The sequence below is a fragment of the Caballeronia sp. Sq4a genome (assembly GCF_023170545.1).
GTDB lineage: Bacteria > Pseudomonadota > Gammaproteobacteria > Burkholderiales > Burkholderiaceae > Caballeronia.
In genome coordinates, this window is the sequence record NZ_CP084250.1 from 2,763,021 (window position 1) to 2,776,862 (window position 13,842).

General features: G+C 65.1%; 11 protein-coding genes, 1 tRNA gene and 2 riboswitches. Of the genes, 6 read left to right on the forward strand and 6 right to left on the reverse strand.

Translation table 11 applies throughout. From position 1 onward, the window contains the following. Positions 1 to 9: 9 nt before the first annotated feature. From LDZ24_RS13200 to gcvT, 4 genes are all read right to left on the reverse strand, one after another. A complete protein-coding gene (locus LDZ24_RS13200) occupies positions 10 to 1,038 on the reverse strand; it encodes an alginate lyase family protein (RefSeq protein WP_248322359.1) in 1,029 nt (342 codons plus the stop codon). A 194-nt stretch (positions 1,039 to 1,232) separates the two neighbouring features. Beyond that, positions 1,233 to 4,163, reverse strand: a complete 2,931-nt coding sequence (gene gcvP, locus LDZ24_RS13205; protein ID WP_248320721.1) for an aminomethyl-transferring glycine dehydrogenase — start codon at positions 4,161 to 4,163, stop codon at positions 1,233 to 1,235. Positions 4,164 to 4,217: 54 nt separating this feature from the next. After that, positions 4,218 to 4,598, reverse strand: coding sequence for a glycine cleavage system protein GcvH (gcvH, locus tag LDZ24_RS13210; RefSeq protein ID WP_175938591.1), 381 nt, complete (start codon positions 4,596 to 4,598; stop codon positions 4,218 to 4,220). Positions 4,599 to 4,670: 72 nt separating this feature from the next. Further along, positions 4,671 to 5,795, reverse strand: a complete 1,125-nt coding sequence (gene gcvT, locus LDZ24_RS13215; protein ID WP_248320722.1) for a glycine cleavage system aminomethyltransferase GcvT — start codon at positions 5,793 to 5,795, stop codon at positions 4,671 to 4,673. Between the two features lie 119 nt (positions 5,796 to 5,914). Next, positions 5,915 to 6,044: riboswitch (glycine riboswitch) on the reverse strand. Positions 6,045 to 6,051: 7 nt separating this feature from the next. Further along, positions 6,052 to 6,155, reverse strand: a riboswitch (glycine riboswitch). Between the two features lie 151 nt (positions 6,156 to 6,306). On the opposite strand from gcvT, the gene LDZ24_RS13220 reads away from it, so the two are divergent. Next, positions 6,307 to 6,633 carry a hypothetical protein gene (locus LDZ24_RS13220; RefSeq protein WP_248320723.1) on the forward strand — a complete coding sequence of 109 codons (327 nt, stop codon included), beginning with the start codon at positions 6,307 to 6,309 and terminating at the stop codon, positions 6,631 to 6,633. A gap of 3 nt (positions 6,634 to 6,636) precedes the next feature. On the opposite strand, the gene LDZ24_RS13225 is transcribed toward LDZ24_RS13220, so the two are convergent. After that, positions 6,637 to 7,680: an oxidoreductase gene (locus tag LDZ24_RS13225; protein WP_248320724.1), complete on the reverse strand. Its 1,044-nt coding sequence runs from the start codon at positions 7,678 to 7,680 to the stop codon at positions 6,637 to 6,639. A gap of 230 nt (positions 7,681 to 7,910) precedes the next feature. Here LDZ24_RS13225 and LDZ24_RS13230 point away from each other — a divergent pair, with 230 nt between their 5' ends. Beyond that, a complete protein-coding gene (locus LDZ24_RS13230; RefSeq protein WP_248320725.1) occupies positions 7,911 to 9,998 on the forward strand; it encodes a UvrD-helicase domain-containing protein in 2,088 nt (695 codons plus the stop codon). 19 nt (positions 9,999 to 10,017) lie between these two features. Here LDZ24_RS13230 and LDZ24_RS13235 read toward each other — a convergent pair whose 3' ends face one another. Next, the gene (locus LDZ24_RS13235) at positions 10,018 to 10,938 is read right to left on the reverse strand and encodes a cytochrome c5 family protein (RefSeq protein ID WP_248320726.1); all 921 of its coding nucleotides are present in this window, start codon (positions 10,936 to 10,938) and stop codon (positions 10,018 to 10,020) included. Positions 10,939 to 11,229: 291 nt separating this feature from the next. Between LDZ24_RS13235 and LDZ24_RS13240 the strand changes: the two genes are divergently transcribed. The 4 genes from LDZ24_RS13240 to LDZ24_RS13255 all read left to right on the forward strand — a co-directional run bounded on the left by LDZ24_RS13240 (position 11,230) and on the right by LDZ24_RS13255 (position 13,841). Further along, positions 11,230 to 11,305 (forward strand) — tRNA-Arg (locus LDZ24_RS13240). Positions 11,306 to 11,809: 504 nt separating this feature from the next. Then, positions 11,810 to 12,052: an acyl carrier protein gene (locus LDZ24_RS13245; RefSeq protein WP_248320727.1), complete on the forward strand. Its 243-nt coding sequence runs from the start codon at positions 11,810 to 11,812 to the stop codon at positions 12,050 to 12,052. An 8-nt stretch (positions 12,053 to 12,060) separates the two neighbouring features. Further along, entirely contained in the window at positions 12,061 to 13,098 is a 1,038-nt protein-coding gene (locus tag LDZ24_RS13250; RefSeq protein ID WP_248320728.1) for a ketoacyl-ACP synthase III, read from the forward strand. Next, on the forward strand, positions 13,095 to 13,841 hold the full coding sequence (locus LDZ24_RS13255) for an SDR family NAD(P)-dependent oxidoreductase (RefSeq protein WP_248320729.1): 747 nt from the start codon (positions 13,095 to 13,097) through the stop codon (positions 13,839 to 13,841). The genes LDZ24_RS13250 and LDZ24_RS13255 overlap by 4 nt, the downstream gene beginning before the upstream one ends. Position 13,842: the final 1 nt, after the last annotated feature.

Here is a 13,842-nt window from a genome sequence, read left to right on the forward strand (position 1 = left end):
AATTGGAAGTTACCGCGCCGGCAGCGGCAGACAGACCGCGAGCCACGCGGGCGGCGTCGGCGCGAGCCGCAGCGCCACCGGCGCATAGCGGCCGTCGAGACGCGCCGCCAGATAAAAAAGCTCCGCCGCGTTCTTCGGGTCCCACTGGCCCGAGTAGCCCGGCAAGCCGGCCTCGCGCCGTTTCGCGTCGAAGGCGACGCTCGAATGCACGAACTCGTCGTGCGTCTTCGTGCCGAGCGCGTACGGCGTCAGCCAGTTGAGCGCGCCGGCGAGCGTCGCGCCCGTCGGCGCGCGCTCCGGCAGCCAGTTGCGGTTGTGCCGCCGCGCCGCGAGCGCCGCCGTCACGAGGGGCTGCAAGTCGTAGGTGACATAGTGCAGCGCGTCGCGCTCGGCGAAATCGACCGTCGAACCGTCCGGCGCGATGTTGTCGCCGATATGCTCGACAAAAAGCCGCTGCGCCGCGTCGATCATCTTGCGGTCGTCGATGGTGAACGCGCCCATCGCGATCAGCTTTACGCGATGGCTCTGCCAGTTGTTCCGGTACGTGCCCTTGAGCGGCCGCGGCTGCTTGTCGATATCCGCGACGTAACCGTTCACCAGCTTCGCGATGAACGCATTGGCCGCGTTGCGCGTTTTCACTGGCAACGCGCTCGCCGTCAGATCGTACGCAAGGATCAGCGATTCGAAGTTCGTTTCGTCGATCGGGTTGAAGCTCGGCTGATACGTCGTGGTCCACGCCAGCAGAAAGCGGTCGACGAGGCGCAGATAGCGCTCGTTGCCCGTGGCGCGCCAGGCGAGCGCGGCATTGCGCATCAGGTCGAGGTCCTTCTCCGCTTCGACGCTTTGGTCATAGATGCCTTCGTGCGGCAACGTGCCTTCGGTGTGCAGCGTGGCGCGGGCCTTCGGCGTCTCGTTGACGTGCGCCTGCACCGCGTTCACCAGCGCCTTCACGCCGGGATCGGCATTCGTGCGCTCGCTCGTCTGCATGGCCGGCGCGGCGCAGAAGTTCATCGCTGCATGCGCGGCAGGCGCGGTCATCGAAAGCGCGCAAAGCGTCGCCAGCGTCGCGCGTGTCGCCCTGAAGCGGCTCGCCTCGTTCCCCTTTCGCACCTTCGGCGCCATACGCACTCCCTGATTGGCTTGGTCCGGGGTGAGATGTTAGCCGTTCTCGAACGCACCGCAAAACCGCCCGACAAAGCTTGACGCTTTCGGGCGGCGCGGCGCGCCGTGCGTCACGCGTCGGCGTACTCCGACACCGGCACGCACGAGCACATCAGATTGCGGTCGCCATATGCGTTGTCGGCGCGGCCCACCGGCGACCAGTACTTGCGCGCGATGAGCGTCTTCACCGGATACGCCGCCTCTTCGCGCGTGTAGGCGTGCTCCCATTCGTCCGCCGTGACGACGGCAGCCGTATGCGGCGCGTTCTTCAGCACATTGTCTTCGCGATCGGCGCGGCCTTCTTCGACTGCGCGGATCTCGTTGCGAATGGCGATCATCGCGTCGATGAAGCGGTCCAGCTCTTCCTTCGACTCAGATTCCGTCGGCTCGACCATCAGCGTGCCGGGCACGGGGAAGCTCATGGTCGGCGCGTGGAAGCCGTAGTCGATCAGGCGCTTGGCCACGTCTTCCACCGAAATGCCGCTCGCTTCCTTGATCGGCCGCACGTCGAGAATGCACTCGTGCGCGACGAGCCCGCCCGGGCCGCTGTACAGCACCGGGTAATGCGGCGCGAGACGTTTCGCGACGTAGTTCGCCGCGAGAATCGCGCTTTCGGTGGCGGCGGTGAGGCCCTTCGCGCCCATCATCGCGATATACATCCACGAAATCGGCAGGATCGCGGCCGAGCCGTACGGCGCCGACGACACCGCGCCGATGCCCGCTTCGTCGCGCTGATAGCCGGTCGAAGTCTGGTTCGGCAGGAACTTCGCGAGATGCGCGCCGACCGCGACCGGACCGACGCCCGGTCCGCCGCCGCCGTGCGGAATGCAGAACGTCTTGTGCAGGTTCAGATGCGAGACGTCGCCGCCGAACTGGCCGGGCGCGCACAGACCGACCATCGCGTTCATGTTCGCGCCATCGACATACACTTGCCCGCCGTGCTGATGCACGATGTCGCAAATCTCGCGCACGTTGCGCTCGAACACGCCGTGCGTCGACGGATACGTGATCATGATCGCAGCGAGATTCGCGGAATGCTTCTCGGCCTTCGCCTTGAGATCGTCGATATCGACGTTGCCGTTCGCATCGCACGCGACGACCACGACCTGCATGCCCGCCATTTGCGCCGACGCCGGGTTCGTGCCGTGCGCGGACGCCGGAATCAGACACACATTGCGATGCCCTTCGCCGCGCGACTCGTGATACGCGTGAATGATGAGCAGGCCCGCGTACTCGCCCTGCGAACCCGCGTTCGGCTGCAACGACACGGCCGCATAGCCGGTGCACGCGACTAGCATCTGTTCGAGCTGGTCGATCATCGTGCGATAGCCGAGCGTCTGCTCGGCCGGCGCGAACGGGTGAATCTGCGCGAACTCCGGCCACGTCACGGGCAGCATCTCGGACGTGGCGTTGAGCTTCATCGTGCACGAGCCGAGCGGGATCATCGTGCGGTCGAGCGCGAGGTCCTTGTCGGCGAGGCTGCGCAGATAGCGCAGCATTTCGTGTTCGGAGTGATGGCGGTTGAATACCGGATGCGTGAGGTAATCGCTCGTGCGCTTGAGGTCTGCCGGAAGCGAATCGCTGATGGACGCGTCGAGCGCGTCGATATCGAACGTTTCGGTCTTGCCCGCGACTTCCGCGAACAGCGCGAAGAGCTTCTGCAGGTCGTCGCGCGTGGTGGTTTCGTCGAGCGATACGCCGACCTGGGTCGCGCTCACGCGCCGCAGATTGATATGCGCGGCGTAAGCGGCCTGATGCAGCGCGGTCGTGTTCGCGCCGCTTTCGATGGTGACGGTATCGAAGAACGTCTTGTTCGCGATGCTGTAGCCGAGCTTCGCGACGCCCGCCGCGAAAATCGACGCGACGCGGTTCACGCGCAGCGCAATCGTCTTCAGACCTTGCGGGCCGTGATAGACCGCGTACATGCTCGCCATGATCGCGAGCAGCGCCTGCGCCGTGCAGACATTCGATGTCGCCTTCTCGCGGCGAATGTGCTGCTCGCGCGTTTGCAGCGCGAGACGCAGCGCGGAATTGCCTTGCGCATCGACGGTCACGCCGACGAGACGCCCCGGCATCTGACGCTTGAATTCGTCGCGCACGGCCATGTAAGCCGCGTGCGGACCGCCGAAGCCGACCGGCACGCCGAACCGCTGCGTGTTGCCGATGGCGACGTCCGCGCCCCATTCGCCGGGCGGCGTGATGAGCGTGAGCGCCAGCAGATCCGCCGCCGCGACGACGTGGCCGCCCGCCGCGTGAACCGCTTCGGCGAGCGCGCGATAGTCATGCACGTCGCCGTTCGCGCCGGGATATTGCAGCAGCACGCCGAATGCGTTCGCGCTGGCGGCATCCGCTGCCGGACCGACCTTCACTTCGATACCCGCGGGCTTCGCGCGCGTCTTCACCACTTCGATGGTTTGCGGCAGTACGTCGTCCGCGACGAAGAACACGTTGGACCTCGGCTTGCCGACACGTTGCAGCAGCGTCATGGCTTCGGCGGCGGCCGTCGCTTCGTCGAGCAGCGATGCGTTCGACATCGCGAGGCCGGTCAGGTCCATCACCATCTGCTGGAAGTTCAGCAGCGCTTCGAGACGCCCCTGCGAAATTTCCGGCTGATACGGCGTGTAGGCCGTGTACCACGCCGGATTTTCGAGCACGTTGCGCAGGATCACGGCAGGCGTGTGCGTGCCGTAATACCCCTGGCCGATGAAGGTTCGAAACACCAGATTCTCGTCCGCGAGCTTGCGCAGCGCCGCGAGCGCCTCGGCTTCGCTTTTCGGCTGCGTGAACGCGCCGAGCGGCAACGTTTCTTTGCGGCGGATCGTGTCCGGAATCACCGCGTCGATGAACGCCGCGCGCGACGCGAAACCGAGCGCATCGAGCATTGCGCGCTGGTCGGCCTCGTCGGGGCCGATGTGCCGGCCGGCGAACGCATCGTGGCATTCGAGCGCGGCGAGTGACAGGGAAGTGCGGTTCATCGGACGATCCGGGTGTTCGAGCTTCATGTGAATTCCTGCGAAAGCGGCCCGCGTGCGAGCCGCTTTTCGTCTGATAGAGAGTTATTCGCCGATCGACTTGCCGTAGCCTTCGGCGTCGAGCAGCTTGTCGAGGCCCGCGTCGCTCGCGGGCTTGATCTTGAAGAGCCAGCTTTCGTACGGCGCGCCGTTCACCTGATCCGGCGACGACGTCAGCGCGTCATTCGCCGCGACGACTTCGCCCGAAACCGGCGCGTAGATGTCGGAGGCGGCCTTCACCGATTCGATGACCGCGATGGCATCGCCCGCCGCGACGGACTTGCCCGCCGCCGGCAGTTCGACGAACACGATGTCGCCGAGCGCCTCTTGCGCGTGATCGGTGATGCCGACGGTCAGCGTGCCGTCGGACTCCGTGCGGACCCATTCGTGCGATTCGGTGTATTTCAGATCGGCCGGGATGCTCATTGGATGCTCCTTGCGTGGTTCGTTCGTGAGATTCTGGGTCGGAGGGAACGGGCGCGACGGCGCTCGGCGGCGTTATGCCAGTTCGACGAGCACCTTGCCGTTGCGCACGAACGGAAGTTTTACCACGCGCGCGGGAACTTGCTTGTCGCGAATGACGACCTGCACCGTATCGCCCGGCGCGACGGCCGTCGGCACGCGGGCGAACGCAATCGACTCCTGCATGGACGGCGAAAACGTGCCGCTCGTGATCTCGCCTTCGCCGTGCGGCGTGACGACTTTCTGATGCGCGCGCAGCACGCCGCCCGCACGACCGTTTTCCTTGATAAGCACGAGCCCGACGAAGTTCGCCTTCGAGCCGTTCGCCTCCAGCGCCGCGCGTCCGACGAAATCGCGCGGCGTTTTCAGATCGACGGTCCACGCGAGGCCCGCGTCGAGCGGCGACACCGTTTCGTCCATGTCCTGGCCGTAGAGGTTCATGCCGGCTTCGAGCCGCAGCGTGTCGCGCGCGCCCAGACCGGCGGGCTTCACGCCCGCGGCGAGCAGCGCGTTCCACAGCTTTTCGATGTTCGCGGCCGGCACGACGATCTCGAAGCCGTCCTCGCCGGTATAGCCGGTGCGCGCGAGCATCAGTTCGCCGTACTGCGTGGAGGGGAACATGACCGCGTTGAACGGCTTGGCGGCTTCCGTTTCGGCGCGCGTTTCCGGCAGCACGTTCCAGACCTTTTCGCGTGCGTTCGGCCCTTGCACCGCGATGATGCCGAGATCGCCGCGCGGCGTGATCGCGAGGTTGAAGTTGCCGTCGGCGTTGAGCTTCCCGAACCACGCGATGTCCTTGTCCGCCGTGCTCGCATTCACGACCACGCGGAACTGCGTTTCGGAGAAGTTATAAACGATGAGGTCGTCGATCACGCCGCCGTCGTCTTTCAGCAGGCAGGAGTAGAGCGCTTTGCCGGGCGTCGTCAGCTTGTCGACGTTGTTGGCGATCGCGTGGCGGAAGAACGCGCGGACGCCGTCGCCCTCGAAATCGACGACGCGCATGTGCGACACATCGAACATGCCGGCGTCGGTGCGCACGGCGCGATGCTCGTCGATCTGCGAACCGTAGTTGACGGGCATGTCCCAGCCGCCGAAATCGACCATGCGCGCGTTGAGCGCGAGGTGAGCGGCGTGCAAGGGCGTGTGTTGAAGTTCGGTCATCGGGGCCTCGGTTCGCGGAGCAAAAAAGGCCACGCAGCGCGCTTTCGCTGCGGACGGCCGCCTTGCTCGCCGCTCCATGCAGCCAAGACAAGACACCGACCCGCGATGCGGTTGCGATGCGTGACCCCTCTGTCCTCGGTACCTGAGAGATTGCGCGGATTCGCGAGCGTGTGCTGGCGGTCCATCGCGCGCCCCTTCGGTGGGCAACTGGCCTGATGCGTGCCGTTGCCGCTCTCCAGAGTGCGAGGAATGTGTCCTCGACGCGGCCGGTCCTTTTGCCTGAGAGTTTGTGGGTGTGCCCCTTCGGCGGCGCGGCTCTCGCTTCCATGAAGCGGCCACGCGCTCTCCCGACGCGTGCGGCAGAATTTACGCGAGGGGAATGGGGTTGTCAAACGGATTCGGACGGGGGCGATTGCCCGAAACGGACGGGCGTGATTGGCACGAATCGTTACGTTCGCGGCGCGGCCGTCGCCTACACTCGGATGTTCGCCGACTCACTTTCGAATCGATCATGGCTTCAGTCACCATTAATGGCCGGACGGTCACCGGTAACGCGATTTCCGTTCGCGGCAAGCAAGTGACCGTGGACGGCGAGACCGTCAGCGGGGACGACGTGCCGCGCATCACCATCGAAATTCACGGCGACGTCGAACGGATCGAGGTCGAAGCCTGCGACAAGCTCACGGTGCACGGGAAAGCCGGGGCCGTATCGGTCGTGTCGGGCAACGTCTTGTGCGGCGATGTCGGCGGGTCGGTGCAGACGGTGTCGGGAAATGTCGCGTGCCGCGACGTCGGCGGGAATGTGAGCACGACGTCCGGCAACATCAACAGGCGCTGACACCTAGCCCCGCACGAACTCCACCCTCCGCCCTTCCCGCTCGCTTTGCATCGCGAGCTCGATAACCGTCATCACATCGACGGCATCTTGCGGCGTCACGGGGAACGGCTTGCCGTCGATCACCGACGCCGCCAGCGCGCGATAGAACTCCACGTACGCGCCATCGCGCGTCGCGAACTGATGCCGCAGATCGTGATCGCCGTCCACTTCGCGCAAGAGACCCGGCGGATTCTTCCCAAATTCCGGATTGCCCGGCCGCATGCCCGAGCGAAGCTGGTCTTCCTGCACGTCGAGGCCGGTCTTCACATAACTGCCGCGCGTGCCGTGAATCGAAAAGCGCGGCGGCTCCAGCGCCGCAAGCGCGCTCGCGTGCAGCACCACTTCCTTGTCCGCGTAACCGAGCACGAGATGCACGTAGTCCGGCGCGTGCGCGTGATCGCGATGCGCCTTCACGAACGCCGTCACCGTCTGCGGGGCGCCGAACAGCGTGAGCGCCTGATCGATCAGATGCGGCCCCAGATCGAACAGCAGACCGCCGCCGCGCGCCGCTTCTTCGCGCCAACGCTGCGGCACTTTCGGGCGGAAACGGTCGAAATGCGATTCGTAATGCGTGACGCGCCCGAGCCGCCCGCTTTCGATCAGCGCGCGCACCGTCAGGAAATCGCCGTCCCAGCGGCGATTGTGGAACGGCGCGAAGAGCAACCCGCGCTCGGCGGCGAGATCGGCGAGCGTGCGGGCATCACGGGCGGACAGCGTCACCGGCTTGTCGACGACCACATGCTTGCCCGCCGACAGCGCGCGGTGCGCGAGGTCGAAGTGCGTGTCGTTCGGCGTGGCGATCACGACGCAGGGAACGTCGGTGAGCGCGATGAGCGCATCGAAGTCGGCGACGATGCGCGCGTCCGGATAATCGGCGAGCGCGCGCTCGGCCTGACTCGTCGCGATGGCGGCGACCTTCGCGCGGCCGCAATGCTCGATGACGGGCGCGTGGAACGTCGCGCCGGCGAGGCCATAGCCCATCAGGCCGACTTTCAGTGCTGAACTCATGGAAGGCATCATCCTGTCGTGAATCGGTCGGATATTGTGGCATGAGCCTGCGCCGCCAGAAGCGCCATCGGCCAGCGAACAGGGGCCAAAACCCGCCGCGTTCTATCGTGTTAACATCGCGCTCTCGAATTTGCCGTGCGATCAACGGGTTGCACGGCGGTGTTCGCAGTTCAATCAGCGGCGCGGCTTGGCTCTTGCGCCGCTCGCCTCACTCGCCAAAGTCCAGAACGATGTCCGCAGGTCTCAACGCCGCCCAAAGCGAAGCGGTGCGCTATCTCGATGGTCCCTGTCTCGTGCTCGCCGGCGCGGGCAGCGGCAAGACGCGCGTCATCACGCAGAAAATCGCGCATCTGATAGAAGGACGCGGCTTCGAGCCGAAGCACATTGCCGCGCTCACCTTCACGAACAAGGCCGCGCTCGAAATGCGCGAGCGCACCGCGAAGCTGCTCGAAGGCAAGACGCTCACGACGCCCGGCAAGGAAGGCCGCAAGGTGCCGGTCAATCAGTTGACCATCTGCACGTTTCACTCGCTCGGCGTGCAGATCATGCGGCAGGAAGCGGAGCACGTCGGCCTGAAGCCGCAGTTTTCGATCATGGATGCCGACGACTGCTTCGGCATGGTTCAGGAGCAACTCGGCACCACGGACAAAGGGCTGATCCGCAAGATTCAGTCGATCATCTCGCTGTGGAAAAACGCGATGGTCTCGCCCGATCAGGCCGCCGTGCTCGCGAGCAACGAGGACGAGCATCAGGCGGCGATCGTCTATCGCAGCTACGCGGCGACGCTGCACACGTATCAGGCGCTCGATTTCGACGATCTGATCCTGCGCCCCGCGCAGCTGTTCGCGCAGAACGAGCAGGTGCGCGAAAAGTGGCAAAACCGCCTGCGCTATCTTCTGATCGACGAATATCAGGACACGAACGCCTGCCAGTACGAACTGCTGAAGCTGCTCGCCGGTCCGCGCGCCGCGTTCACGGCGGTCGGCGACGACGATCAGGCCATCTACGGCTGGCGCGGCGCGACGCTCGAAAACCTCGCGCAGTTGAGCAAGGACTTTCCCAAGCTGCATGTCGTGAAGCTGGAGCAGAACTATCGCTCGACGGTGCGCATTCTGACGGCGGCAAACAACGTCATCGCGAACAATCCGAAGCTCTTCGAGAAAAAGCTGTGGTCCGAGCACGGCATGGGCGACACCATCACTGTGACCGGCTGCAACGACGAAGAGCACGAGGCCGAGTCCGTCGTGTTTCGTCTGTCGGCGCACAAGTTCGAGCGGCGCGCGGCGTTTCGCGATTACGCCATTCTGTATCGCGGCAACTTCCAGGCGCGCATTTTCGAGCAAGTGCTGCGGCGCGAGCGCATTCCGTATGTGTTGTCGGGCGGGCAGTCGTTCTTCGACCGCGCGGAGATCAAGGATCTGATCGCGTATCTGCGTCTGATCGCCAATCCCGACGACGATCCCGCGTTCATCCGCGCCATCACGACGCCCCGGCGCGGCGTCGGCAACACGACGCTGGAGGCGCTCGGCGCGTTCGCGGGCGCGGCGAAGGTGTCGCTCTTCGAAGCGGTGTTCATGGGCGGCATCGAGGCGCGGCTCTCGGCGCGGCAGGTCGAGCCGTTGCGCACGTTCTGCGAGTGGATTCGCCGCCTGTCGGACCGTGCGGGCCGCGATCCGGCGACCGAAGTGCTCGACGACATGATGGAAGCCATCCACTACGAAGCGTATCTCTACGATGCGTTCGACGAGCGGCAGGCGCAGTCCAAATGGCAGAACGTGCTGGAGTTTCTCGAATGGCTCAAGCGCAAGGGCACGAAGCCCGAAGCGTCGCCTGAAGCGGAGCAAACCGGCTACGACACCGCCGATGGTCTCGCCGACGAAGGCAAGAATCTGCTCGGGCTGATCCAGACTGTCGCGCTGATGTCGATGCTCGAAGGCAAGGACGAAGACCCCGACGCGGTGCGGCTCTCGACCGTGCATGCGTCGAAGGGACTCGAATATCCGCACGTGTTTCTGGTCGGCGTCGAGGAAGGCATCATGCCGCATCGCGGCAGTTCGGACGACGACGCGCCGATCGACGACGCGCGCATCGAGGAAGAGCGCCGGCTCATGTATGTGGCGATCACGCGGGCGCAGCGCAGCCTGCATCTGAACTGGTGCAAGAAGCGCAAGCGCGCGCGGGAGACGGTGGTGTGCGAGCCGTCGCGCTTCATCCCCGAGATGCTGCTAGACGACGCCCCGCCCCCGACGGCCGAAGAAGCGCCCCTCTCGCCGAAGGATCGCATGGCGATGTTGAAGGCGATGTTGCAGAAGAACTGACGCCTTCTACGTTCCCGCGCTACTTCGCCGCGTTCACCATGTAATCGACGGCGGCCTTCACGTCCGCATCCGACGCGTTCGATCCGCCCTTCGGCGGCATGGCGCCCTTGCCGTGCAGCGCGTAGTTGTAGACGGTCTCCATCGAGTCCTTGAGACGCGGCGCCCACGCGGCCTTGTCGCCGAATTTCGGCGCGTTGAGCACGCCGGCCGCGTGACACGCCTGGCAGACCTGCTCGTAGAGCGCCTTGCCGGCCTGCGACGCATCGGCGCTTTGCGCGCCCGCCGCCGGCGCCGATGCCGTCTGCGGCACCGACGCGAGCGCCGCGACGGCGGCCGCGGCTTGCGCGTTTTCGGTCGAACTGGCGCCCGCCGCGCCCTCTGCGCCGGAAGCCGCCGGCGCGGAAGCGGACGAAGGCGCCGATGCCGATGCCGCAGCGCCCGGCGCGGGCTGCGCCGGCTCGTCGAACTTCGCGCCGCCGTTGTTCGCCATGTAGACGACGGCGCGCGCAATCTCGAAATCGCTGTAATCGTCCGGGCTGGTGCCGCCGCGGGGGGGCATCGCGCCCTTGCCGTTCAGCGCGTTATGGACGAGCGTGTCGTAGCCTTGGCCGATGCGCGGCGCCCATGCGCCTGCATCGCCGAACTTGGGCGCACCGGCCGTGCCGGTGGCGTGACACGTCGAGCAGACGGCCTTGAACACTTCCTCGCCGGTTTTATAGACGCGCGGCGCGTTGGCGTCGCGGATGTTCACTTGAGCGGCCGGCGCGATTCTTTGCTCGACGGAGGCGTCGAGATTGGTGCCCGCGCCGGTGCGCGTCGTATTGTCGACGTAGACCGCGAGCAGAACGATGATGGCGACGGGAATGCCGAACCCCGCGATAACCGCCGCGATGAGTTGGCCGGGTGTCTTGATCGGGGCTCCGTGGGGGGCTTCGCTCATGCTTGTCTCGTCTCCCGTTTTTTTAGGTGAGTCGGTTCAGTGACAGCGTGACAGCTACCGCGCTTGACGCCCTGCGTCGCCGAGGGCACTGTCGATTATAGACGGAACGCTTACCGGAAGGCGCGGGGCGGCGGGCGCCGTGGCGCGGGCGTTTACCCGAATCGTGTGATGCTTCGCGGGCGGCCGCGACCCCGGCGCGATGGACGGATCCACGGAAAACAGGTATCCTCTCGGATTCGCATGGGCCTTGCAGCCGTCTTCCGGCACCCGCACGCAAGGCTCTCCGCCGAAGCGCCCGTAGCTCAATGGATAGAGTACTGCCCTCCGAAGGCAGGGGTTGCTGGTTCGATCCCAGCCGGGCGCGCCAAAGATCGTCGGTGTTGCGTCAGTGCAGGTACGTACCTTCCACCGCACGCACCACCGTCTCCCCGTCTCCCCGTCTTCCCGTTTCCGCCGCTTCCTACATCACTGCACCGCGAGCCCACTCGCGTCGCCGGTCCGTCTCCCCGCATGGCAGCCAGCAACGGCGCCGTCACTGGACTGACCCGCCCGATGCACGCCCCCCCTCCATCTCCCGGTATTGGCCTGATTTGGAGGGAGAATCGGCCTCTGTTGACCGAATTGGATGATCGGGTGCGTCGGTATAGTCCCATCATCTGCCGCCACTCCCGCTCGATGACGGGCGACGTGAGCACCATCCACGTCGTTCGACCGCTCCGACAGGACTCCCGGCAGCCAGGCTTGACAGGCTGCGATGACAAACGCTCCCGACAAACCTGGTGCATGGCTCTGCGGCATGGACCGCCGCCGAGCCGCCCATTCTGAGCGAATCACCATTCGCGCCTATGCCGCGATATCCAAGGAGTCATTGATGTCTTCCGTCACAACGCTTCCCACCATCGAACAGTTCATCGAGCAATTTCTGATTGCCGTCGATTTCCAGGAACCCGTCGAAGTCACGGGGGAAACGGAGCTTCTCAGCCTGCCTGAGTGGGACTCGCTCGCGTCGCTCGGCGTGATCGTCATGTTCGACACCGACTTCGGCAAAACCATCTCCGGCGACGACATCAGAAAGTGCGTGACGCTCGCCGACCTGCACAAGCTGCTCGGATAACACACACCATGGGCCTTTCCACTCTGCACAACGTGCGCTTCGCAGGCATGGCGACCTGCGTGCCCAAGCGCGTCGTTGACAACATCGAAGACGCGCCGCCGCAGATCCGCTCGGAGCGCGAGCGGCTGGTGCGCAACATCGGCATCCGGCAACGCCGTCTGTGCCCCGAGTGGCAATGTTTCTCGGACCTCGCATTCGTCGCAGCCGAAAAGTTGCTGGCGGACCTCGAATGGTCACGCGATGAGATCGACGCGCTGATCGTCGTCTCGCAATCGCCTGACTACATCATTCCCGCCACGTCCATCATTCTGCAGGACCGTCTCGACCTGCCGCACACGACCATCGCTTTCGATGTGAACCTGGGTTGCTCCGGCTATCCGTTCGGCATTCATTTGCTCGGCAGCATGATTGCGTCGGGTGCGATCAAGAAGGGACTGCTGCTGGTCGGCGACCGCGCCGGTTCAATCAAGGATCCAATCTTTTCCGACGCCGGCACCGCGACCGCGCTGGAGTTCGATGCCAACGCCGCGCCGATGTTCTTCAACCTGAACAGCGATGGCAGCGGACACAGGGCGATCATGCTGCCCGTCGGCGGCCATCGCGAGCCGGTCACAACGCAACACACGCTTCAGCATCGGGATGAAAACGGCTTCTTGCGTTCGCCGATGGATCTGATCCTCGACGGGACGGCTGTCCTCAGCTTCTCGACGCAGCGCGTGCCGCCCGCAGTCGACACGCTGCTGAACTACGCGAAAACGGAGAAGGAGCAGATCGATTACTTCGTCTTCCACCAGGCGAACCGCATGATCAACGAGACGATCCGCAAGAAGCTCGGCCTCGCCGCGGAGAAAGTGCCGTCGACGCTGCATGACTTCGGCAACACGAGCGGCGCATCGCTGCCCGTGACCATGACCGCGCGGCTTCACACCACGCTCGACGACGCAAAGCATCGGCTGCTGCTGTGCGGATTCGGCATCGGGCTGTCATGGGGCGGCGCGATCGTCGACATCGAATCGGCCACGTTCCCGGCGCTGATAGAGGCATGACCGTGCAAGACGCATTCTCACTCGACGGCAAACGCATACTCGTGACGGGCGCTTCGTCCGGCATCGGGCGGGAGATCGCCGTGCGCTGCGCGCAGTCTGGCGCGACGGTGATCGCGACTGGACGCGACGACGCGCGCTTGCGTAGCCTCATCGACGAACTGGGCGGCGAAGGTCACGGCTATTTCACGTGCGACCTGGGCAACGACGACAGCATCAAACAGTTGGCGCAAGACGTCGGCAAGTTCGACGGCATCGTGCACAGCGCGGGCGTCGCTGCGCTCGCGCCGTTGAAGCTTGCATCGCGCAGCCACATCGAAGAGCAGTTCCGCATCAACGCGCTGGGCCCGATCTTGCTGACGCAGCAGCTTCTTGTCCGCAACGCGGTGAACCGCGGTGGCTCGATCGTGTTCATCTCATCGATATCGGCGCATATCGGCGTGGCGGGCGTCGGCGCTTATGGCGGCAGCAAGGGCGCGCTCGAAAGTATGGCGCGCGTGTTGTCGATGGAAGTTGCCAAGCGAGCGATTCGCGTCAACTGTCTCGCGCCGGGCTTAGTCGAAACGCCCATGCTGCAGGCAGCGCGGCGCACGACGGACAGCATCGACGAAACGGCCGCCCGTTATCCGCTAGGGTTGGGACTGCCGGACGACGTTGCCTATGCTGCCATCTTTTTTCTTTCCAGTGCAAGCCGATGGATCACGGGCACCACGCTCGTGATGGACGGCGGGCACACGGTCGGGTAAT

Bases quoted from the DNA above. Each gene is read 5' to 3' on its own strand.
- LDZ24_RS13245 (WP_248320727.1), top strand. From the start codon at position 11,810: ATGTCTTCCGTCACAACGCTTCCCACCATCGAACAGTTCATCGAGCAA.
- LDZ24_RS13220 (WP_248320723.1), top strand. From the start codon at position 6,307: ATGGCTTCAGTCACCATTAATGGCCGGACGGTCACCGGTAACGCGATT.
- LDZ24_RS13225 (WP_248320724.1), bottom strand. From the start codon at position 7,680: ATGAGTTCAGCACTGAAAGTCGGCCTGATGGGCTATGGCCTCGCCGGC.
- gcvP (WP_248320721.1), bottom strand. From the start codon at position 4,163: ATGAAGCTCGAACACCCGGATCGTCCGATGAACCGCACTTCCCTGTCA.
- LDZ24_RS13250 (WP_248320728.1), top strand. From the start codon at position 12,061: ATGGGCCTTTCCACTCTGCACAACGTGCGCTTCGCAGGCATGGCGACC.
- LDZ24_RS13230 (WP_248320725.1), top strand. From the start codon at position 7,911: ATGTCCGCAGGTCTCAACGCCGCCCAAAGCGAAGCGGTGCGCTATCTC.
- gcvT (WP_248320722.1), bottom strand. From the start codon at position 5,795: ATGACCGAACTTCAACACACGCCCTTGCACGCCGCTCACCTCGCGCTC.
- LDZ24_RS13255 (WP_248320729.1), top strand. From the start codon at position 13,095: ATGACCGTGCAAGACGCATTCTCACTCGACGGCAAACGCATACTCGTG.
- LDZ24_RS13235 (WP_248320726.1), bottom strand. From the start codon at position 10,938: ATGAGCGAAGCCCCCCACGGAGCCCCGATCAAGACACCCGGCCAACTC.
- gcvH (WP_175938591.1), bottom strand. From the start codon at position 4,598: ATGAGCATCCCGGCCGATCTGAAATACACCGAATCGCACGAATGGGTC.
- LDZ24_RS13200 (WP_248322359.1), bottom strand. From the start codon at position 1,038: ATGACCGCGCCTGCCGCGCATGCAGCGATGAACTTCTGCGCCGCGCCG.